A 20,279-nucleotide genomic window follows, 5' to 3' on the forward strand; every position below is an offset into this window, starting at 1 on the left:
GTTTTTTATAAATTTACTCTTTTGACTCGGGTGGCCAGTTCTTTTCCAGCCAGCCCTTTATTCTTCCAGAATCCATTGGTCCAACGAAAACGCTCCAGCCAGTCTCGTCTTCAATGGCACCCTGTAGCCTCGCAGCAAGACCGGGGATCACCAAGTTCTTGTGGTTCACCTTCTGCTCTATGCCAGTCTGCTGAATCAAATCCTTGACTTTTGCAGCGGTGAACTGCCCTCCTGCAACACTGACCTCAACACCGAGACCTTCGGTGTCAAGCACGAGGAGCCACCCCTTTATGTTGTTGCTGGAAAGGTCGCTCTCCACGGTATAGTATGTCAGGGCGAAGTTTGTGGTTATGAATACCGGGTCTTCCGGTCCCGGGCTGTTGATCTCCCTGAGGCCAGGTTCGACCTGTACCGGCGTTCTTGGGTCGGTGTATATGTTGTATCTGAGGATGACTGAAGGCATGACTGTGTACTGCTCGAGGTTCCTGAATATCATGACATCTGCGTACTTGACTATGAATGTTCCTGCAATTACAGCCTCCCAGTAACCCTTCGTAACCTCATCTCCCTCAACAAGCCATGCCGCTATTGGTGTGACCATTATCGGATATGCTATGTCCTTATCTTCTCCCAGAATTCCCGTCCTTCTGAGCTGCACAACCCTCTCGAATGTGCCCCTCAAACCATCTCCGAGAGGCTCGGTAACCGGATCGAGGACAATCTCCTTCACTCCCGCATCTTTGAAGGTTTTCGCCATGCTTTTCAGGGTGTCGAGGTTCCTGCTTCTCAGTGTAACCGGAACATTGAATTCAAGAGCAAGCTGGAGAAAATCCTTCCAGTTATCCTCTGTTGCGGCGTAGATCAGTGGTCTCTTATCCGCAACCTCTTCAAGTGCTGCTCTCATGCATTCTGGATTCAGGCTTATCAGGATCATTGGTTTTCCATATTCTGAGACCTTTTTCGCAACACTTCTGAACTTCTCCGGATCGTTGGAGGTGCATCTCACTGCGATACCTTCAAGGGTTATGTAATCTCCAACATAGAATTTCCTGTATTCAACAACCTTCTTGCATCTCTCATCGATCTGGGCTTCATCCAGCGTGTCCCATACGTCAAAGAAGAACGGTGGTGGATTGAAGAATGTGAGTTCATGCCTGTGAAGCACATCTTCTCCGCCTATCTTTACAGCAGACTCACCCGTTCCAATCACAACCTCTGCAATCTCGGGAGATGTTAATTCGACAAGTTCGTTAAGTTTTTTCTCAAATTTTTTGTCTGTTTTTGCCTTTTCGACGAGAGGTGGACAGTCCGTGGGTTTGACACTTCTGTCTATGATCTGAGCAGCGAAGCTCATGCAGGTATCGTATCCGCACTCACCGCAGTTTGTCTGTGGGAGGAATTTGTAAACCTCAAGGGGACTTTTTACCTTCATCTGCCTACACCTCCATGGTTATCCAGGCATCGACATCCTTGATGGACTCTTTCACGGCACCCGAAAGCATGTCCATCCAGTCTTTTACCACTGCCACAGCACCTGGATGCATCATCATGAAGAGGTCCACGCCTGCGAGAGCAAGGGTCATTCCGGTGACAATCTCCCAGATCGGCCCTCTGAGTTCCCTTGGACCCCACGGAGTGTCTCCTTCTATCGGGGAGTCTATCATCCATGACTCTCTTGCTCCCCATGCATTTGTGGTTCCACTTGAAATCGGGAAGTTAAGGTCCTGATCTCCTCTCAGTCCTGAGATCCTGATTCTTTCCATGTTGGTGAACGCGTAATCGAGACCGTATCCGAGAGCAGCGGTTGTTGGGTCCATGACCAGGCTGTTCCTCTCGATTCCGACTCTCTTCAGCAGGTATCTGTTGAGGGTCTTCTGGTTGTTGATGTCCATCTGGGTCCAGCTGAGAATAACGTGTCCGTGTTTCTTTGCTGCATTGCCGATTCTCTCCCAGTCCATGTCGAGTGTTGCGCTTGCAAGCATAACTCTTTCTCCTTCAGCAACCTCTGCGGCTTTCTCAAGCACTTCGGGATCTTTTTCCTTGTTACCTGACCCACCTATGATGAGCGGGACCTTCACGGCCTGGAGAACTTCTTCAACAACCTTTACTGCCTCACTGGCCGGAGTATCTTCAAGGAGTGGGTCTGTGCTTATGAGGTGAAGCGTTACAAGGTCTGCGCCAAAATCTTTCACGGCCTTTCTTGCCCACTCTGCCGGATCGTCAAGCACGTCTTCGTAGTGTTCTCTCACGGCCTTTGCCAGCATTGGTCTCCTGTCAAAGATATCTATCGCAATCACCGGTGTGTGTGGATTCTGGGCATCGAAATTGTAGAATGCAAGGCTTCTCTCACCGCCTATTGTTACCACGCTCTCTCGTGTACCACCATCTGCTCTTGTTGCACCGAGCGTTACCTCTTCAATGACTCCCGGATATTCCATCTTGTACGGTTCAAACCTGGCTGGAGCAAGGCTTTCTGGGATTTCAAACCTGGGCTTTTCGAGGATCTCTGCTGGCTGAATCTGCTGTGCAGGCATTGCAGGCTGCGCCATACCGACTGGCAGCTGAATTCCAAGTGCATTTGAGAGCCTCTGCAGATAAGTGAAGGCCATGCTTGTGTGGTAGAGGAAGTTTCCAAATTCCTGTATCAGCTGTGTGTATCCTGCCAAAGCGGCTAAAGCTTGGATAACGTTTGCATCCAAACCACTACCCGGTTCGATTTCAATTTCGAGGTCACCCTCAATTCTTACTCCTTCAAGCTCTTCGACATTATACTTTTTCAGCTTTTCAAAAAATTCTTCAAGGGTAAATTTATTTGCCATTCTCACACCTCCAGAGATTATTTAGTGGTAGATTTAGCATGAAGTTCGATAAACATCTCGGCTATTTTCTTAGCTTTCTGGTAATATTCTGAACTTTCAGGGAGGTTCACCACAGGTTCTCCTTTCAGATCAAGTTCAGCAATTTTTTCGTCAAACGGTAGGAAGTCCAGCACTTTCATCCCTATTTCGTCTGCGAATTTTCTGATCGTTTCTTCTGCCTCTTTGCTGGTTATTCTGTTCCCCACGAGGAATATGTCTTTAAATTTGAGATCTAGTTCTTCACTGAGTTCCTTTATTCTCTTTGCCGTTGCAAGACCTTTCTTGGACATGTCCGTTACTACAACAATGTAGTCTGCGCTGTCGATCGTCTTTCTGCTGAAATGCTCGAGTCCCGCTTCACTGTCGATGATGATGTATTCGTAGTGTCTCATGAGCTTTCTCAAAACCCCTCTGAGGAGGCTGTTGGCATAACAGTAGCAGCCCTCTCCCTCAGGTCTGCCCATCACAATCAGGTCATAATTGTCGCATTCACAAATAGCCTCGCCGTATATTCTTCCCTCGAGCCACTGCTCTTTGTTGGCCGTCCCCATTTCGTCTCTGCTTACCTGAAATGTCTCTCTCACTTCTCCAAGCGTTTTCTCTACAAGCTCAGCTACGCCCAGTGCGTCCGGAAGGTTGCTGTCGGGATCTGCGTCAACCGCCATCACTTTGCTCGTCGTCTGGGAAATAAAATGGGTGAGGAGCGCTGAAAGTATTGTTTTTCCTGTTCCCCCCTTCCCTGTAACCGCTATCACTGTCATGACTACTCCTCTATGATCATCTCACTGATCTTAATTTCTGCGCCTTTTAAGGTAATTTTAATAAATTTTGGTTCATCTTTTTTGTCGGTCATTTCCCTCCCTTCTTCTCCTCGCTTTTAACAATTATCTTGTCGATAACGATCTTCGCATCCTTGATTATCAGTTTTATTCCAGCGGTTGCAGGCTGTGCTGCCGGGAGCTGAATCTGCGGCATCTGGAATGCTGGCATCTGTGGCATCATGGGCATCTGTGCTGGCTGTACCACCTGCTGTGTGGGCTGTGCCTCGGCAACCTCAGCCTCTGCCGGGGCCTCCTCGACCTCTTCAACTTCCTCTTCTTCCTCTTTCCAGCCCTCTGTTATCTTTTTGCCGTCGACAGGTCTTGTAACTCCGGTAACGACGGGATGGTCAACATTCTTTAGGAACTCCTTGAGTTCATCAATCGTTCTCGCATCCTCTTCAGTTGCTATCTTGTCCCTTACATCTTCTGGAATGTATTTTTCGATTCTCTGTTTCAGTTCCTTGGGCATCCAGACGGTTCTGTACCATCCACCATCGGCCTGAATGAACTTCTTGCTCCTGAAGTAGCTTATACCAATTCCGAGGAAACCGATAACCTGCTTTCCTCCACCGGTCTGACCTGCCATTGTTGAGAACGTGAGGCCATTGGGTGCAGGTTCAGGATATCCTCTGTGGACCCAGCCTATACCATCAACTTCAGGCATGTAGAATCCTATGACCTCAAAGCATCCACATGAGGTGTGCGGATACTCGAAGAAGCTGTGAAGCTTGATCCTGTCATATTCTCCACCGCTCTCCTCCTTTGCGAATTCATTAACTCCGCTGTATTCTCCGCCCACCGGATCTACAACATCTCCTTTTGGTATGGCCTTGTTTGGCCCCTCTGGATCAACTCTTGCAGCAGCTCTGCCATCAAACCAGCTTATAGCACCACAGAGCGATGGTCTGTCAGGGCTGACGACACACACATTTGTTGGAGCAAAGCTCTGGCAGAGTGTGCATGAATAGAATTCGTCCACGTCCTCGTCATGGAGGGTCTCAACTCTCGCATCTCTCTCCTCATAAATTGGCATTGCAACCTCGTTCAGGATTTTCTCCACAAGATCCTTGTCCGTGATGTAAACTGCCTCGATCTTCTCTATGAATGGCAGCTCGTTTTTGAACAGGAACATGGTCGCATGAGCGATTTCGGTCAGGCTTTTGAGGCCTTTCTTCAGCGCACCTTTGCTCAGCCTGATCCAGATATCATATCTCTGGTTGAGGTGCATGTATCCCTCGATGTAGTTCTGGAAGTCATGGTTTCTTCTTTCGATAACCGGTTCGAGGTCCTCCTCAACCTGGCTGCCTGCGATGTAATAGATCATGGCATAAGGATATGCTTTTCCTTCTTCCATCTCATCAAGGTCCGGGCCTATCAGTGTAACCTTCATGTCTTCAACCTGATCTTCAGGAAGGGCGAGCACAAGCTCGAATCCTGGCTGTGATGGACCTCCAAGCTCCACAAACATGTCTCCCTTCCTGACTCTCTCTCCTTCAAACATTGGGGATATATCAAACGGAAACTCCGCCTCAGTCCCCTGAACCTCCTTTATTTTCGCACCTTCAGGAATTTCCACCCTTTTTCTTTCTGCCATTTAAATCACCCCCATACTTACAGATTATTCACAACCTCTTCAAGCATCTGATAATGCATTTCCTTATTTGCGGTCAGGTTTGTGAAACTGAATTTTGCGTGTGGCTGGTAGAACTCGTCTAAGCTTATCGTCGTTATCTTGGAGAAGTGCTTCAGTGCTGAAAGCATTCTTGAGAGATAATACGGCAGGAAACCCAGGAAGAGTACGACATCATAGGGTCCCTTGCCATCAAATCCCTGCCATTCCTCGTCGAGCATGAACTGGGTTACGTAATGCAGAGGGAATACGGCTGACTGGGGTTTGACTCCTCGCTCTATCAGGGCTTTGCTTGATCCTCCGGTGGCTATGATTGGAACGCCCTTCTCGTGAAACTTGACTGCAAAGTCCACAAGCTTCGGATCCTTCAGGAGCTGACCTCCTGTAACGAGTACCGGATGTTTCGCCTTCTTTACGAGATTTACCACCACATTCGGTTTTACTGCTGTGGCTTCTCTGCTCACCTGAATATCGGCAACCTGATATCTTCTCGCAGCCGGATATTTGTCTTCCTTCTTAACTGCCATCATAACACCTCCAAAAAATTAGTTACTGTGGGGGCTTTTCCCCCGCGTATTTTTCATAAACCTCCTCAACGAGCGTTGGGTTAAATCCAGCATCAAATGGTCTTATTGGCCCTTCGAGTATCTTCTTCTTATCCCAGTCGATCTTCCAGCCGTAATCGCTTTCGAGGATCTGCAGGAGCTGGTCTTTCAGCTTCAGCGGGAGGTCTGCCTCGCTTCTGACATACAGTGGCCAGTCATCCGGCAGTGTACCGAGGTATTTCTGGCTCAGTTCGAGGTAATGCGTGAGTTTGATCTGTCTTCCCTGGCTGGTGTCGTTGGGTCTCAGGGCAAGTCTTGCCAGCTGGACGATTGCTTCTTCTTTGGTCTCAACTGCAACAAGCAGTGAGTCTGGGGCAGGCTCGATGTTCATCTTCTTTCTGGATTTTATGTCATATACCCACCACTTCTCTGGCTTGTAGTATCTGCCTATGTATGCTCTTCTGTATTTTGCACCGTGCGGCCCGACAACGACCGGAACACCGAGTCTGTTGAAGCCTGTTGCGATACTTGCAGCCTTGTGGCTGTACGGTCCCCAGCTGAAACCAACAGCGCCGACTCTGTTCAGGATGTAGTCTGCAATCTCAGCATAGTTTCCTCTGAGCGGTCTCATTGCGAATATGCTCGCAACCTTCATTGCCACACCGCTTATGTGTGAGTTGGATACACAGCTCCCTGTGTTGACGAGACCACCTGCGTCGAATATGCCGGGATATTTCTCAAACAGGGTCTGCCCATCTTCATCCTTGAGCATACCTATGTCCATTGCGTGGCAACCGGAGGTTACCACAATGTATCTCCTCTTGAGGAATTCTTCAAGTATTTCTCTTATGGACTGCATTTCATCCGGAAAGTTTATGCAACCAACAGCTGCAATAATTCCGGGAATCTGACCCATGACAATTGGCTGACCGACGTTTCTCACTTCCGTATCCTGTATCGGACCCCTGCCGACTCTGGTCTTACCGCTCTTGTTGTAGAGCTTTTCAAAGTTGCTCGCCATTATTACGTTAATGATTTTGATGTTCTTCGGGCATGCCTGCTCACACTTCCCGCATGCAAGGCACTGTTCTTCAAGGTACCCGAGCTTGCTCAGGTCCTTTGTCTTCTGGGCGTGGGCCATTCCCTGGTCTATTCTCAGGTTGTGTGGACAGGTGAACACACAGCTCATGCACTGTGTACACTTGTTTATCTCTCCCCAGAGGTCTTCGTCTGTCTCGAAGAATCTGTATTTTCTCTCACCGCCGTGCTTCTTGAACACTGCCTCAGCAACAAGTGGGGCAACCTGGCCAACCTTTTCAGGATCTGACAGGAAAACACCTGGAAGCTTTCCGCTTACGAGAGCATCAACAATCTTGTCAACTGGCCAGTCACTTACGTCCGGCAGCCCTCTTATTGCTGCATCACTTGTGGCAATGAGTGGGATTCCCACAGCCTTACACGCCTCGAGCAGGTCAGCCCTTATGCACTGCTCGTCGCTTATCAGCACATCCGGCAATCCAGACCTTATAACCCTGAGCTGGTAGCTTATTGGCCCGAAAATCTTTGTTTTTGAACTGACTCTTGTCATGTCATGTGCCGTACAGCAGAGTCCGGCAATCTCGAAGTTATCGATTTTTCCCTGTTCTTCAAGATACTCCACAACCGGCCTTGAATACATCACGTTATGGCCGACAACAACAATGACTGGTTTGCTCTTGTCGACAATTCCAAATCCGGTATCCACAAGCGGAGTATCCTGTTCGGCTTTTGGCAGGTTATATGCCACGATCTGGGCAATGTCAGCTACCTCCATACCTATATGGTCTGCCATACCTACATGCATGGCCTTGCTTTCGTAATCTATGAAGCTCTCTTCATTTCCTATGTGGGTTGCGTGCAGCACTTTGACAATCTCCTTTTCAGCCCAGTCGAGGGCCTCTCTCAGATCCCCGAGAGTTCTTGGCTTTATGCCGATAATCGTCCTGATATTCGGAGCCTCCACGTTGATGTCTCCACCCAGGTCTATCGGAAGATCCTCTCCATAATCCTCAATCAGATGATCAAGAAGGTGTCTTGCATGGGCCGTGTGGGCGGCAGCACCAATACAACAGGCAATTGTGACGAGTCTTGCCTTGGCTGTTTTCAGGTCAATGCCGCATGCGCCTCTCTTGTTCATGGACAGATCACATGGACCCATCGTACAGAGGTTGCAGTAGTCGGACATCGGAGCATAGAAAGGTTCAAACCTTTCGAGCAGTTTGTGATCCCACTTCCTCAGTTCGAGAATACCGGGCTTTGGCGTAGGTCCCATTGGCTCGGTCCATTCCTCTTCTTCCTCGACTACCTTTCCTATCTTTATACTTACGTTTCTCATCTCGTCTATTGCAAACAAACCTTTTTTAAGTTCGAAAGCCATACCATACCACCTCACATATCGAATCCAATTATCAGATTTTCTGAATCTCAGATTTTGTGTTTTATATGCTGCAATTTGCCTATTCCTGACATCTCAGTAATGCAGCAATATAAAACATTACCTATTTTTTCCATGTTAAAATAAAATAAAATTACGTTAACACTTTTTGCATAATTTCTTCAGGTTTAGTAACACTGCCTTCCACAGGTTCAATCGTGGCCTGAAACCTCTTGAAATCGTCGAAATCTGTGAGATACGAGCTGTAAATGCTGTTTGGCATAAATGCACCATCTTCAGGAGCGGTATCAGATATCAGCACTTTGAGATTCACACTTCGCCCTTTAGCAGTAACCTTCACAATATCTCCCTCTCTGAAACCATTTTTCTTTGCAAAATCGTCTGTGAAGTATATCACCGCCGATTTTTCGACAAATTCTTCGCTGAACTTGCCTTTGTCCATCGCCTCAACTTGATAGCTGAGCCTCCCGACAACCACTTCCACACTCACTTTTTTCAGGAATTTTGAGAACTGAAGGGGCATTCAGACCACCTCCAGCAATCTGCTGAGAATCGCCTCGTCATTGATTTCTTTCTCAAACAGGGGTTTCAGCTCAACTCTGACACCATCACTCCTGACCATTGTCCCACCCGTTTCAACCCCGGCTATTGCTGATGGGAGAACCACCCTGGCAAACCTGCCGGTGAATGTTTCTCTCGGGTCAATCACGATTGTGTTTATTTTTGCCAGTTTTTTCGCATATTCAAACGGCAGGGAATTTAGAGGGTCTGTACCAATTATCACAGCGGTATCTATGGCGTCGTTTTCGAGAAGTCTGTAAAAAGCAAACTCATCGGAGCTGCGCTGCTCATTGAAACTGTACCTGTTAATCTCACCTGTTTTATCAAACATCAGCTCGTTGAAACCCCTCATGTTTGGATGGCAGCCAGCCGGGATGAAATAGACGCCTGTTCTCTCGTTCAGTCTTGCTATGAGGTTTTTGAACGCTTCATATTTGCCTTTCAGCCCGTATTTCAATCCAAGCCCTCCGAATATCACGTTGAAGTCTGCTTTTTCCATTTCTTTCAGGATTCTGGGGATATCGTTGACGAAAATTGACGGAGCCTTTCCGTCGAGAGCCTGATTGAACGCCTCGATCAGCTCCAGATCATCCCTTATCTGAAGGAATCTGGCATTTTTCTTGGCGAGCTTTGCTGTGTGGGTTTTTCTAACATCGATGACAACGAGAAATCTGTCTTCCTCGTAGCCACGCTGTCTTTTTCCACCTCTCGGGTAGTAGGTGTATCTGGACATGTGTCTCGAAAGGCTGTGGTATGCATCGCTTCCCCAGTATGCAATCACGTATGCGTTGTCCTTGACCTCCTCGAGTGTGGTGCTGGGCAGTTCTCCTTTTAGAATCATTTCCACAAAGTCTCCGAGGCAGAACGTTGAGTTGTCGTCTATGTATGCTTCTTTCTTTTCTGCAAGTTTTATCGCAAGTTCCTGCACTTCGAGGGTTGTTGTGTCCAGCCCGTAAATTGCGAGGTTTTCCGAATTCTGAATGATATCCTGTGCCTTCTCGATAGCCTGTTCGAAGTCGGCAATTTTCCCGTCAACCTTTGGTTCTGTCCTTGACAGCCTGTAGTTCAGAAATATTCCGGCACCTCTTCTGCAGGCGTTATAAACAGTTTTTACATCGTCTTTTTCTGTCACTATCTCAATGTCATCGCACAGACATGAGCATCCTGCGCATGTGTACATTCCATCACCCCTCCAGAAAACTTATTGCATCGCTCGGGCAGTTTTCTCTGCATGCAACACAGAGTATTCTGTTCTTACCGTATCTTCTGCACCTCTGGACGTTGATTATTTTAAGCACCCCGTTTTCCAGTCTGTAAATGGGATCGTCGATTTTTGGTCCGAATCCACTTCCCGATCCGTAGGCATCCTCTGCTGCATGCACAGGACACACAACAATGCAGTTTGCACATCCCGTGCATTTGCTTTCATCGACAATCAGCCCGGTTTCACTTGCCTCTTTCAGAGGTTCAAGCATTTCAAGGAGCTGTTCTTTTTGTTTTGCGTATTTTTCCTCTTCAAAAAGAGGTGTGCATTCCTCTATCTGTCTGTCTCTGTTGACAACCTTGAAGGCAAAGGCCATACATGTTTGTTCGCCGCATTTCTTGCAGTTGGTTTTCGGTAAAAGTTTGTAAATCTCCATCGGTGTGATCGGCATTGAAAAGAGTAGGTTTCTTAATAATTTAACGTTTCGCATTTTTGAATCTCCAATCAATAGTCATTATGGTGCAAGAAAAAAACAATGAAAACATTTATAAAAATGTAATTTAAAATATCCGACCATGAAACCGGTGGTTGATTTTGAAAGATTCAAGCCTGATATCAGATACGCTTACGATTTAAAACCGGTTTTGCATCAGCCTGATGCACTTAAGGACAATTTTCCAGCATATTTCATGTACAGGGATGCTTATCTAACCAGAGAGGACTGGGAGAAGATTAAAAAGGCGGGTTTGAGATACGACTACACAATAACTCCTCCTGCGGTCATAGGGGATGAATACATAAAAACCTATGGCCACTACCACCCCAGAGCTGGTAAACTGAGCTTTCCGGAAGTTTATCAGGTTATTGAGGGTAGGGCACTGTTCATCATTCAGAAGAGGGGCGATGATGACAACCACATTGAAGATGTCGTGGCTGTGGAGGTGGATGAAGGCGAAGTTATAGTTGTACCTCCAGAATATGGCCATGTTATGGTGAACAGGACTGATAAGAGGCTGGTGACTTCCAACTGGGTTTGCAGGAATTTCAGTTCGATTTACGAGCCATACACCAATCTCAGAGGTGCGTGCTATTATTTGACCAGATCAGGATGGGTGAGAAACGGGAATTATGCTTCGGCCCCTGAATTAAGGTTTGCCAAGCCCGATCAGGTTCTTGATGTGTCCGGGGACATGTATGACCTCGTAAACGAGATTGAAGCGCTGGAATTCCTCGTCAACCCTGATGAGTATGAAGATATGTTCAAAAAAGCTTTAGTGTTCGATTAAGGCTCTCACAGGTGCTATTGGGGGAAGTTCCCGTTTATGCCTGCTTTTTTCAACCATTTCGATAACCTTTTCAACATCCTCTGCCGCCACACCGGCTTTTTCCACGATCTCCTCTTTTTTCAACCCGCTCTCGATTCCCTTCAGTATTCTGTCGAGCTTATCGTAGCTTATTCCCATTTCTCCCTCATCTGTCTGACCCCGCCACAGTCTCGCTGAAGGCTTTTTCTTCACGATCCTTTCTGGAATTCCCAGATATTCTGCGAATTCGAAGATTTCTGTTTTGTACAGGTCTCCAATGGGAAGAAAATCTACCCCACCATCGCCGTACTTCGTGAAGTAGCCGGTTTTCAGCTCGCTCTTGTTTCCCGTACCTGCAACGACCCTGTTCATTCTGTTGGCGTGGTAGTATATCAGGCTCATCCTCACCCTCGGCTTTATGTTGGCAAAAGCAAGACTATCGCTGTCTCCAAGAATTTCCGAATACTTGTCAACAATGGGGTTTATTTCGATAATTCTGTGTTCAATGCCCAGTCTCTTACACACCTCCAGTGCATCTTCGATATCTTCGGCGGGAGTTACTCCCTTTTCCGGAAGAAGCAGCCCAAAAACTTTTTCAGGTCCCAGAGCTCTTACACTCAGATAGGCTACAACGGAGCTGTCAATACCTCCACTGAGGGCAACAACAACTCCATCTGCATTTGCCATCTCAACCCTCTTTTTTATGAACTGGCAGATTCTTTTTTCAACTTTCTCCCAGGTCATCTTATCCCTCCAGCAGTCTGAGAAGTATTGCTTTCTGTGCATGCAGTCTGTTTTCAGCCTGATCAAAAACGACCGAGTGTTGGCCATCAATAACATCGTCTGTAATTTCCTCCCCTCTGTGTGCCGGAAGGCAGTGCATGACTATGACATCCTTGTCTGCGAAACTTAAAAGTCTTTTGTTTACCTGATATGGCTGGAATATCCTGTTTCTCTCTTCTTTCTCTTTTTCCTGGCCCATCGAGGTCCACACGTCCGTATATATAACATCTGCGTTTCTCACGGCCTCCTCAGGTTTGTGTGTAAGCTCAACCTCGGCCCCCATTTTTTCAGCCCTTGAGAGTATCCTCTCGTCAGGTTCATAACCTTCTGGCGTTGCGATTTTCATTTCAAATCCGAGCAGAGCCGATGCAAGTATCATTGAATTGCAGACATTGTTTCCATCTCCAACCCATGCCAGTCTTATGTCGAAACTGCCCTTCTTCTCCCTGATGGTCTGCAGGTCAGCGACAATCTGACATGGATGCTCGAGATTGCTCAGGCCGTTGATAACAGGAACATCGCTAAATCTTGCAAGCTCGGTGATGGTTCCGTGGTCCCTTACCCTCGCCATTATTCCGGAGGCGTATCTTGAAAGAACTCTTGCAGTATCTGCTATTGTTTCTCCTCTGCCGAGCTGGAGGTCATTCCAGCTTAGGTAAATAGCATGGCCACCCATGTCGGTCATTGCAACTTCAAAACTGACTCTCGTTCTTGTCGATGGAAGTTCAAAAATCATTGCGAGCGTTTTGTTTTTCAGATAATCTCTGAAGATTCCCCTCTTTCTTTCATCTTTCAGGTTTTCTGCCAGTGTTATTATCTCGAGCAGTTCATTTTTTGTCAAATCTGATATGGATGTGAGATGTTTCACCATGTCGAAAGGCAGAATTGAAATTTAAAAAATGTTTCTGATTTAACCGCTGTAGAACTTGAGTCTGTAAACGTTTCCACCGGGCTGATATACGGCAACATTTCCTGGCACAGGGTTGAGGTTCACCTTCTTCTGAAACTCCGTCTGGCTCTGCCAGGTTGATGAATTTATCACAAAAACTCCTCTGTAAAATCCCGTTCCATAGGTGTGAACGTGTCCGGAATGAATGACATCGGGAATGTCATCGATTACAAGATAATCCTCCTTCTCCGGGGCTATTGGGCTTCTTTCCCCATACAGAGGAGCGAGGTGCCTCCGTTTTAGAAGTTCCATGACTGCCTCGTGTGGCCTTTCATAACTGAGCCTTGGAACCCTCGAGATTATGTCGTCAAGGCTCCTTCCGTGATACAGGAGTACCTTGATTCCCTCGACGTCAACGTAGGCGGGATTTCCAACATGTATGACGTTTTTCGGGAAAAGAGATGCAAATTCCTTGGGCAATGCTGGCTGAGGCTCTGCCTGTCTTACGGCATCGTGGTTTCCGGGAGAGAGGATTATTTTGATGTCCTTTCGAATCAGATCGAACTGCTCTGCGGCAAACTCATACTGCTGGTAGATGTCGAGTATCTCAAGCTCTTTTTCCTGGTCGGGGTAGATGCCAACACCGTCCGTTAAATCCCCAGCCACGAAAATGTATTTTACCGAGTGGGCAAGTTCGTTGAGCTTTTCGTTTTCACTTTCACCGTTTAGCCATTTTACGAACCTGCTCCATTCCTCGCTCAGGAAAGTATTGCTTCCGAAATGAACGTCTGAGATAAAAACCATCAGAAAATCTCTGCTTTTTCTGTTTCCATTGCTTATTGGAACATCCGGGAAAATGATTCTGTCTGCGATTATGCTTCTCCCTCTCAGCCTGCCTGCAACACCAATGACTTCATCTCCGAAAAGCTCCATAACCTGCTCCTTTACTTTTCCCTCAGCGTAAACGCGAACTCTGCCCGTTTTATCTTCAAGCTCGAACATGGCCTTTGACGAATCGAGCTCTCTCACATTGTCCGCAAAACCTATGACCTCGACCTCTTCCATTTTAATCCTGCCGAGGGAACCTATCGGTATGGCCTTAACTCTCGGTTTCAGAATTGAATAAAGCTTCTCGTATCTGGAATTGAAATATGCAACGAAATCTTCCACTGTCCCTCTGCATGTTGATTTGCCTGTTACGTCTTTCAGAATTGAGACCTGCCCTCTGCTCTCGACTTCTCCTTTCGGAGTATCTTTCAACCCCGTGTCGAAAACCTTTTTTTCTTCTCTCCTTGATGCAAGCTCTTTCAAAACGTCTGAGATATCTTCAGGAGTTATTATGAATGAGCCGTTGCATTTCCTGCATGCGAAATCAACTATTCTGTCCACGTCAACTCCACTGTTTATTATGAGTTTTACAGCTTCAGGATGGACATTTTTTCCGTTGAGGGCGAATTTTGCCACCACGGTTCTTGTATCGATACTTTTAATAACCATTTTTAAACCCCCAGTTATCATGCAATCAAAGCTTGTGGGATTAATCAAGGATATTCTCACTACACTTATAATTGTTGGTGTGATTGCTGGTGGGGGTTATCTCCTTACAGGGACCTGGCCCTTTATGGTTGCCGTTCAGAGCGGTTCGATGGAACCAAACCTCCATATTGGCGATGTTGTTTTTCTTGTAAGTCCTGAGAAGAAGGAGATTGTAACCTATCTGGAGGGGAAGGAAAACGGATACAAAAAATTCGGAGACTATGGCGATGTCATAGTTTACAGACCGAATGGAGACTCGTCCAGAACTCCCATAATTCATAGGGCGATAACATTTGTGCACAAGGGTGAAAAAATAGGTAGCTATGTTGCTGAAAATGATGGCTATCTGACAAAGGGCGACAACAACCCTGTTATGGATCAACCACTCCTTTCAAAGCCCGTTAAAAAGGAATGGATTGTAGGGGTTGCTGTGTTCAAGATACCATATATTGGCTACTTCAGACTTCTGTTCAGTTAATTTTTATTCTTGCATCAACGACCACATGCAGAACCCCGGGAGAATAGTTCTTTACTTTTCTCAGGTTAATCTCTTTGACTTCAGCCCCGAGTTTTCTGGCGTGTTTCTTTACCCTTTCAACAGGTCTGTTCAGTATCTTTTCCGGGGTGGATTCATGGTAGTGAATCCAGCCCTCCTCCCTCAACGCCCTGATGGCCACGGGAATAAACGCCTCTGCATTTATGTGGCCCATGATCACCCTGTCAGCAAAGCCCTCTGGAACAGTGTACATGGAATCACCCAGAACTGGTATGATTCCATTGACCCGGTTGATTTTTATGTTTTCGAGCAGAAAAGTGTATGAATCGGGGTTTATCTCAAATGCGTATATCTTTTTGGCTGGAGAGTGCTTTCCAACAGGTATTGTGAAGTAACCTATGCCGGCAAACATGTCTGCGACGACTTCTCCATCTTCCACAAGCCCTGCAATTCTCATCTTTTCGTACTTGTTCCCCTGGCTGAACATCACCTTTGTGACGTCAAACCTGAAAATGCAGCCATGCTCCTTCACCTCTGTTTCACTTCCCTGCCCCGCGAGCAGTTCCATCTCCGGCTTCCTGAGCATACCGTGTCTCCCCCTGTCGAGCCACACAGCCTGCAGCCTGTATATCCTCATAAGCTCATCTGCTATTTTCCTTGAGAATTGCGTTAGCTCTTCTGGAAGCTTTACAACACCTATTTTTCCAAATATCTTGAAATCTGTATATTTCGGGTAATATCCGGCCACGTTTTCCACAACACTTCTAAAGTTCTTCTTTTCTTTAAAAACAGGATTTCTGTCCTGGATTATCTCATAGTCTCCCGGTATATCGAAGCTTTCAGTGACTGGTATTATCACATACCCATCTTCAAGCCTGATTCTTCTATCTTTATCCTTGTAACAATTCTTTTCCAGCCACTTTCTGATCTTCTCTGCTTTCTCTCTGCGGACTTTTACGGCTTTCATGGCTTTATCAGGCTTTTGTGTATCACAAACACCCGGTCTTCGCATCTCCCGACAAACACGCTGTCGCCAGCATTGAACTCAAATTCAGGTTTCCTCACACACACGTTCCTGTATGTTTCCGGATCAAGAACTTCTATTGCAGAATTATCTGCACTGACCACGTAGCTTTCCGTTATTTCTTCCTTTCTGACAAGGACCTTTGGGTTTTTCAGGTTTATAGTTCTGCCCGTGAAAATATCAACGCCCTTCCTCTTCTGGACACTCGCCACGATTGCCGTATGCCCTTCATCCTCAACAATGTCTCCCTCAAAATATTCCGGCAGTCTGACCGAATACGTGAACCTGTAGATATCCCTTCCGTCCTGCCTGCCCGCAATCTTGCTGCTCTCCGAAAGTTCACCACCAAGCTCCTTCAATATTGCTCTCGCTATTTTCTGGGCAAGTTTTTTGTCACCCATGTAGATGTCAATACCTTCCCTTCTTTCCTCGATTTTCGTGATGAATGCCTTGGGATGGGATTTCTGTTTGTCTATTCCGGCGCCTATTATCTCGCCAATCTTTTCAAGCTCTTCGTCTTTCAGCTCTCTTTTATCTGCTCTGATCTGGATTATAGCCTCGTAGTATCCACCGGCCTGCCTGCTGCACTTTTCGCATGCTATCTTTTTCAATCTGACCTCAAAGAATGAAGTGTGTTCAAACTCGTGGTTTCTTATCCGGCCATAAAACGTGAACTGGTATTTTCCGGTCTCATCAAGCCCGAACGGCTGGAAGGAGAAGTCCAGCACCTCCACCTCTTCGTGAATTCTCGTCTCTTTCCTGAGTGTTTTTTCAACAGCCTCTTCCAGCGATATATCTCTCCATTTTTCGAGTCTTTTGGCATCGCATTTCGGACATACGGTAATTTCAACTACAGGTGGGATTTTCACCGCATCTATCCTTTCCAGCAGGCATTTTCCACATACGGGATGTTCGCTCTCCTTTCCGCACACGGCACATTTCATTGCAAAACGTGAATGGCGATGGATGGTATTTATCTCTTTTCGCCAATTATTTAAATACTCTTTACGGTATCTCTTAGTGATATGAAGATAATTGCTTTCGTTGGTCTCCCCTTAAGCGGAAAAACAACTGCATCCAGAATTGCCGAGGAAATGGGAATTCCTGTTGTGGTCATGGGCGACGTTGTTCGTGAGGAAGTGCTGAGGAGAGGTCTTGAACTCACGGATGAGAATGCAGGCAGGGTGGCCACTGAACTGAGAGAGAAAGAGGGTATGGATGCAATAGCGAAAAGATGCATTCCCAAGATACGGGAGAAGCTCGAAGAGAGGGGTGTTGTAGTTGTTGACGGGATACGGGGGATAGCAGAAGTAGAAACTTTCAGAAAGGAATTTGGCGATGATTTTATCCTCATAAACGTCGAAGCGCCGCTTGAGGTGAGGTTTGAGAGAGCATTGAAGAGGAAAAGAGAGGATGACGTGAAAACTCCCGAGGAGCTGAAAAGAAGGGACGAAAGGGAACTCTCCTGGAGTATGAGAGAAGCTATAAAGATTGCTGACATAACCGTAGAAAATACTGACACGATTGATGAATTCGAGGACAAAATCCGGGCAATACTGTCCCATTTTTTGCCGAGAGTTGAGGTGGAAATCGAGACGGATGTATTTCCAACAGAAGACGAGGAAAAGGTAAAAAAAGCGGTGAGGAATCTTTTTCCGGATGCAACAATTGAAATTGAGGATGGAAAGCTGTATGCAAGAACGTCCAGCCTTTCGAGATTCAGAGAACTTTTGAGAATGCAGAGAATACTTGATACTGCAAGAAGTGAGTTCATCAGGGGCAGAAGTGGGAGCAGAGTTACGGTTTTCCTGAACAAACAGACTGCTTTTGTGTCGAGGATTAATTTTGCTGAAGAGGATGCGATTCTCTCGCCCCTCAGGGTAACCTTCCGGCTTTATGACATCGATTTCGAGAGGTTCCTTGATTACATGACGCCTGAAACGAGGGACGGAAGACCAATCAGGGAACTGGAACGGCTATGAATCCGATTCTGAGAATCCTTGAGAGAACGGACGGAAGCGTTACATCCATAATCGAAGCCTTAACAGGAGAAAGGGCAGAGATTAAAACCATTGAACAGAAGGTAATTGGTGCAGGCCCGGAAATTGCACAGATGCTGAATATAAGTGAGGGTGATGAGGTCAATTTCCGGGTGGTGGATATTCTCTCAGCCGGGATCAGGTTTGCGAGGGCGGTGTCATACACCCCTCTTAAAAGACTGGACGAGAGCTTTAAGAGGGATTTGATGAGTGCCGACATTCCTGTCGGTAAGATTATAAGCAAATATAAACTGGAGGTCAGAAGGGAGATTAACTGGAGTTGTATAAAAGAAAATGATCTCGGCAAGTGTCTTGTCAGGAATTACAGCATAATCCACAGGAGAGAGGTGCTGATAAACATAACTGAATCGTTCCCGTTCAGCGCCTTTGACAGTTTGAGGTGGGAGTAGATGAATTTTAAGGAAATGGTAAAGGACTGGCTTGTTGAAGAGGGATTTTTCAGAGAGGAGGTCAGTGACGAAAATGCTGATTTTCATTACGTAATCGAGGTCCCTCCCGGTTCGAATCAGGTAATTGACATCATCGCTCCAAGAGACAGGGATGTGGTCCTCATTGCCAGCGGAATCAGGCTGAGCGATGAGCACTATTCGATGGTCATGTCGATGGATGAGAAAGAAAGGAGAAGATTCATGTGGACGGTAAGATTTGACCTGCTCTTTTTGCAGACAGAATTCCAGATAATTCCTGATGCGATGAACCCTCAGCTATTCCAGTTTACGAGGAAGCTCTATGCTGAAAACCTAACACGCCAGCTCCTCATGGATTCGATTTCTGAAGTGCACAAATGCAAGCTCTACATTATATGGAGAATGAAGGAGAGATTTGAACGCTCGGAGAGAAAGGGGGACAGTGAAGTCATGTACCTCTGAAAGTTAATTTTTTATTGATTGCAGCTTACGGAAGAACCATGAAGGTGCTGATGGTCATTGTTGATGGCATGTCTGACAGGGGGAATGGAAATACAACTCCCTTAAAGTCTGCACACTCACCAAATCTCGATTTTCTTGCTGAAAGAGGGATTACTGGAATAATGGACACGATAAGGCCGGGAATAAGACCGGGAAGCGATACTGCCCATTTTTCAATTCTCGGTTATGATCCGTTTGAGTACTATACTGGAAGAGGTCCAATAGAAGCTGCGGGTGCTGGAATTGATGTCAAACCTGGAGACATAGCCTTCAGGGTTAACTTCGGGACGGTCGAGGGAGAAGGCAGTATTTTTGACAAAATCGTTGTGGACAGAAGAGCGGGAAGGATTCAGGACAAGGAAGAGCTTGTCAGGGCGATAAATGAGAATGTGAAGCTTGATGGTGTGGAATTCATACTTGCAAACGCATCCGGCCACAGAGCAGCACTGGTTTTCAGGGGTGAGGGTCTTTCGGACAGAATTACTGACAGCGATCCGAAGAAGGAGGGCAGGGCTGTTAAGAGGGTTGAGCCTCTCGACAGCTCAGCAGAGTTCACAGCAGAAATAGTAAACGAGTTCATTGAGAAAAGTCACGAGGTTCTTGAAAATCATCCGCTGAATGCGGAAAGAGCCGAAGCAGGACTGCCGAAGGCAAATGTCCTTCTTCTGAGAGGTGTCGGTAAGGCGGTCCACGTTCCAGAGTTTGAGGAGAGGTATGGCTTAAAGGCGGCGTTTGTTGCAGGGACAACGCTTATTAAGGGAATTGGCAGACTCATAGGGGCTGATGTTATTGAAAATTCGAAGTTCACCGGGAGCAGGGATACTGATCTCAATCTGAAGGTAGAAACTGCCTTAAAGGCTCTTGAAACGCATGACTTCGTTCTGCTTCACATCAAGGCTCCGGATGAGTTCGGCCATGATGGCGATTTTGATGGTAAAAAGGAATTCATAGAGAGGGTTGATCAGGCAATTACACCTCTCAGAGAACTTGATTTCTCCAGAGTGTGCCTGACGGTGCTTTCAGATCACAGCACGCCTGTGAGTGTGAGAGACCACTCTGCTGACCCCGTCCCGGTGATGATTGTGCATGATGGTGTCAGGAGGGATGATGTTAAGGCTTTCAATGAGTTTGAGGTGTATAAAGGTGGACTGTGCAGAATAAGGGGAGAGGATTTGATGAACATTATCCTTGATCTGATAGGCAAGGCTAAAAAGTTCGGAGCGTAG

Annotated in this window: 20 protein-coding genes; 6 read left to right on the forward strand and 14 right to left on the reverse strand. The window is 46.6% G+C overall.

Annotated elements, in window-relative coordinates; all coding sequences use genetic code 11:
• Window positions 1–13: 13 nt before the first annotated feature.
• The 9 genes from acsC to GACE_RS01795 form a co-directional block, all read right to left on the reverse strand.
• On the reverse strand, window positions 14–1,432 hold the full coding sequence (gene acsC / locus GACE_RS01755) for an acetyl-CoA decarbonylase/synthase complex subunit gamma (RefSeq protein ID WP_048090656.1): 1,419 nt from the start codon (window positions 1,430–1,432) through the stop codon (window positions 14–16).
• A gap of 4 nt (window positions 1,433–1,436) precedes the next feature.
• Complete coding sequence (gene cdhD, locus GACE_RS01760) at window positions 1,437–2,819, reverse strand: CO dehydrogenase/acetyl-CoA synthase subunit delta (RefSeq protein ID WP_048093505.1); 1,383 nt, start codon at window positions 2,817–2,819, stop codon at window positions 1,437–1,439.
• A 17-nt stretch (window positions 2,820–2,836) separates the two neighbouring features.
• A complete protein-coding gene (locus GACE_RS01765; RefSeq protein WP_048090658.1) occupies window positions 2,837–3,619 on the reverse strand; it encodes an ATP-binding protein in 783 nt (260 codons plus the stop codon).
• A gap of 88 nt (window positions 3,620–3,707) precedes the next feature.
• Complete coding sequence (gene cdhC, locus GACE_RS01770; protein WP_048090660.1) at window positions 3,708–5,273, reverse strand: CO dehydrogenase/CO-methylating acetyl-CoA synthase complex subunit beta; 1,566 nt, start codon at window positions 5,271–5,273, stop codon at window positions 3,708–3,710.
• A 17-nt stretch (window positions 5,274–5,290) separates the two neighbouring features.
• A complete protein-coding gene (cdhB, locus tag GACE_RS01775) occupies window positions 5,291–5,839 on the reverse strand; it encodes a CO dehydrogenase/acetyl-CoA synthase complex subunit epsilon (RefSeq protein ID WP_318249255.1) in 549 nt (182 codons plus the stop codon).
• 19 nt (window positions 5,840–5,858) lie between these two features.
• Window positions 5,859–8,270 (reverse strand): CO dehydrogenase/acetyl-CoA synthase complex subunit alpha, encoded by a 2,412-nt coding sequence (gene cdhA / locus GACE_RS01780; RefSeq protein WP_048090663.1) that lies wholly within the window; start codon window positions 8,268–8,270, stop codon window positions 5,859–5,861.
• 151 nt (window positions 8,271–8,421) lie between these two features.
• Window positions 8,422–8,811 carry a molybdopterin dinucleotide binding domain-containing protein gene (locus GACE_RS01785; protein WP_048090666.1) on the reverse strand — a complete coding sequence of 130 codons (390 nt, stop codon included), beginning with the start codon at window positions 8,809–8,811 and terminating at the stop codon, window positions 8,422–8,424.
• Window positions 8,812–10,029: a formylmethanofuran dehydrogenase subunit B gene (locus GACE_RS01790; RefSeq protein ID WP_048090668.1), complete on the reverse strand. Its 1,218-nt coding sequence runs from the start codon at window positions 10,027–10,029 to the stop codon at window positions 8,812–8,814.
• A 4-nt stretch (window positions 10,030–10,033) separates the two neighbouring features.
• Window positions 10,034–10,504 carry a (Fe-S)-binding protein gene (locus GACE_RS01795; RefSeq protein WP_048090670.1) on the reverse strand — a complete coding sequence of 157 codons (471 nt, stop codon included), beginning with the start codon at window positions 10,502–10,504 and terminating at the stop codon, window positions 10,034–10,036.
• 124 nt (window positions 10,505–10,628) lie between these two features.
• Here GACE_RS01795 and GACE_RS01800 point away from each other — a divergent pair, with 124 nt between their 5' ends.
• Entirely contained in the window at window positions 10,629–11,339 is a 711-nt protein-coding gene (locus GACE_RS01800) for a glucose-6-phosphate isomerase family protein (RefSeq protein WP_048090671.1), read from the forward strand.
• On the opposite strand, the gene GACE_RS01805 is transcribed toward GACE_RS01800, so the two are convergent.
• From GACE_RS01805 to GACE_RS01815, 3 genes are read right to left on the reverse strand one after another with little or no spacing between them, the layout of a single operon-like run.
• A complete protein-coding gene (locus tag GACE_RS01805; RefSeq protein WP_048090673.1) occupies window positions 11,325–12,101 on the reverse strand; it encodes an NAD+ synthase in 777 nt (258 codons plus the stop codon). The two genes, GACE_RS01800 and GACE_RS01805, sit on opposite strands and share 15 nt — an antisense overlap.
• Window position 12,102: 1 nt before the next feature.
• Window positions 12,103–13,008, reverse strand: a complete 906-nt coding sequence (gene argF, locus GACE_RS01810; protein ID WP_048093507.1) for an ornithine carbamoyltransferase — start codon at window positions 13,006–13,008, stop codon at window positions 12,103–12,105.
• A 42-nt stretch (window positions 13,009–13,050) separates the two neighbouring features.
• On the reverse strand, window positions 13,051–14,526 hold the full coding sequence (locus GACE_RS01815) for a DNA-directed DNA polymerase II small subunit (RefSeq protein ID WP_048093509.1): 1,476 nt from the start codon (window positions 14,524–14,526) through the stop codon (window positions 13,051–13,053).
• A 19-nt stretch (window positions 14,527–14,545) separates the two neighbouring features.
• On the opposite strand from GACE_RS01815, the gene GACE_RS01820 reads away from it, so the two are divergent.
• Entirely contained in the window at window positions 14,546–15,043 is a 498-nt protein-coding gene (locus tag GACE_RS01820) for a signal peptidase I (protein WP_048090675.1), read from the forward strand.
• Here the strand turns inward: GACE_RS01820 and GACE_RS01825 are convergent.
• Window positions 15,036–16,028, reverse strand: coding sequence for a class I SAM-dependent methyltransferase (locus GACE_RS01825; protein WP_048090677.1), 993 nt, complete (start codon window positions 16,026–16,028; stop codon window positions 15,036–15,038). The genes GACE_RS01820 and GACE_RS01825 overlap by 8 nt on opposite strands.
• Entirely contained in the window at window positions 16,025–17,029 is a 1,005-nt protein-coding gene (locus tag GACE_RS01830) for a 60S ribosomal export protein NMD3 (RefSeq protein WP_048090679.1), read from the reverse strand. The genes GACE_RS01825 and GACE_RS01830 overlap by 4 nt, the downstream gene beginning before the upstream one ends.
• An 81-nt stretch (window positions 17,030–17,110) precedes the next feature.
• On the opposite strand from GACE_RS01830, the gene GACE_RS01835 reads away from it, so the two are divergent.
• Genes GACE_RS01835 through GACE_RS01850 form a run of 4 tightly spaced genes read left to right on the forward strand, consistent with a single transcriptional unit; the run spans window position 17,111 to window position 20,279 of the window.
• The gene (locus GACE_RS01835; RefSeq protein ID WP_048090681.1) at window positions 17,111–18,067 is read left to right on the forward strand and encodes an AAA family ATPase; all 957 of its coding nucleotides are present in this window, start codon (window positions 17,111–17,113) and stop codon (window positions 18,065–18,067) included.
• Window positions 18,064–18,534: a chorismate pyruvate-lyase family protein gene (locus tag GACE_RS01840; RefSeq protein ID WP_048090683.1), complete on the forward strand. Its 471-nt coding sequence runs from the start codon at window positions 18,064–18,066 to the stop codon at window positions 18,532–18,534. Before GACE_RS01835 ends, GACE_RS01840 begins: the two co-directional genes overlap by 4 nt.
• Window positions 18,535–19,014 (forward strand): DUF2299 domain-containing protein, encoded by a 480-nt coding sequence (locus GACE_RS01845; protein ID WP_048090685.1) that lies wholly within the window; start codon window positions 18,535–18,537, stop codon window positions 19,012–19,014.
• A gap of 38 nt (window positions 19,015–19,052) precedes the next feature.
• Window positions 19,053–20,279, forward strand: coding sequence for a 2,3-bisphosphoglycerate-independent phosphoglycerate mutase (locus tag GACE_RS01850; protein ID WP_048090687.1), 1,227 nt, complete (start codon window positions 19,053–19,055; stop codon window positions 20,277–20,279).

The sequence above is a fragment of the Geoglobus acetivorans genome, assembly GCF_000789255.1.
Taxonomy (GTDB): domain Archaea; phylum Halobacteriota; class Archaeoglobi; order Archaeoglobales; family Archaeoglobaceae; genus Geoglobus; species Geoglobus acetivorans_B.

Coding starts and splice junctions, on each gene's coding strand:
- GACE_RS01800 (WP_048090671.1), top strand. CDS start 10,629: ATGAAACCGGTGGTTGATTTTGAAAGATTCAAGCCTGATATCAGATAC.
- GACE_RS01820 (WP_048090675.1), top strand. CDS start 14,546: ATGCAATCAAAGCTTGTGGGATTAATCAAGGATATTCTCACTACACTT.
- GACE_RS01825 (WP_048090677.1), bottom strand. CDS start 16,028: ATGAAAGCCGTAAAAGTCCGCAGAGAGAAAGCAGAGAAGATCAGAAAG.
- GACE_RS01795 (WP_048090670.1), bottom strand. CDS start 10,504: ATGCCGATCACACCGATGGAGATTTACAAACTTTTACCGAAAACCAAC.
- GACE_RS01850 (WP_048090687.1), top strand. CDS start 19,053: ATGAAGGTGCTGATGGTCATTGTTGATGGCATGTCTGACAGGGGGAAT.
- acsC (WP_048090656.1), bottom strand. CDS start 1,432: ATGAAGGTAAAAAGTCCCCTTGAGGTTTACAAATTCCTCCCACAGACA.
- GACE_RS01830 (WP_048090679.1), bottom strand. CDS start 17,029: ATGAAATGTGCCGTGTGCGGAAAGGAGAGCGAACATCCCGTATGTGGA.
- cdhB (WP_318249255.1), bottom strand. CDS start 5,839: ATGATGGCAGTTAAGAAGGAAGACAAATATCCGGCTGCGAGAAGATAT.
- GACE_RS01785 (WP_048090666.1), bottom strand. CDS start 8,811: ATGCCCCTTCAGTTCTCAAAATTCCTGAAAAAAGTGAGTGTGGAAGTG.
- GACE_RS01835 (WP_048090681.1), top strand. CDS start 17,111: ATGAAGATAATTGCTTTCGTTGGTCTCCCCTTAAGCGGAAAAACAACT.
- GACE_RS01790 (WP_048090668.1), bottom strand. CDS start 10,029: ATGTACACATGCGCAGGATGCTCATGTCTGTGCGATGACATTGAGATA.
- cdhD (WP_048093505.1), bottom strand. CDS start 2,819: ATGGCAAATAAATTTACCCTTGAAGAATTTTTTGAAAAGCTGAAAAAG.
- GACE_RS01840 (WP_048090683.1), top strand. CDS start 18,064: ATGAATCCGATTCTGAGAATCCTTGAGAGAACGGACGGAAGCGTTACA.
- GACE_RS01805 (WP_048090673.1), bottom strand. CDS start 12,101: ATGACCTGGGAGAAAGTTGAAAAAAGAATCTGCCAGTTCATAAAAAAG.
- GACE_RS01815 (WP_048093509.1), bottom strand. CDS start 14,526: ATGGTTATTAAAAGTATCGATACAAGAACCGTGGTGGCAAAATTCGCC.
- cdhC (WP_048090660.1), bottom strand. CDS start 5,273: ATGGCAGAAAGAAAAAGGGTGGAAATTCCTGAAGGTGCGAAAATAAAG.
- GACE_RS01845 (WP_048090685.1), top strand. CDS start 18,535: ATGAATTTTAAGGAAATGGTAAAGGACTGGCTTGTTGAAGAGGGATTT.
- GACE_RS01765 (WP_048090658.1), bottom strand. CDS start 3,619: ATGACAGTGATAGCGGTTACAGGGAAGGGGGGAACAGGAAAAACAATA.
- cdhA (WP_048090663.1), bottom strand. CDS start 8,270: ATGGCTTTCGAACTTAAAAAAGGTTTGTTTGCAATAGACGAGATGAGA.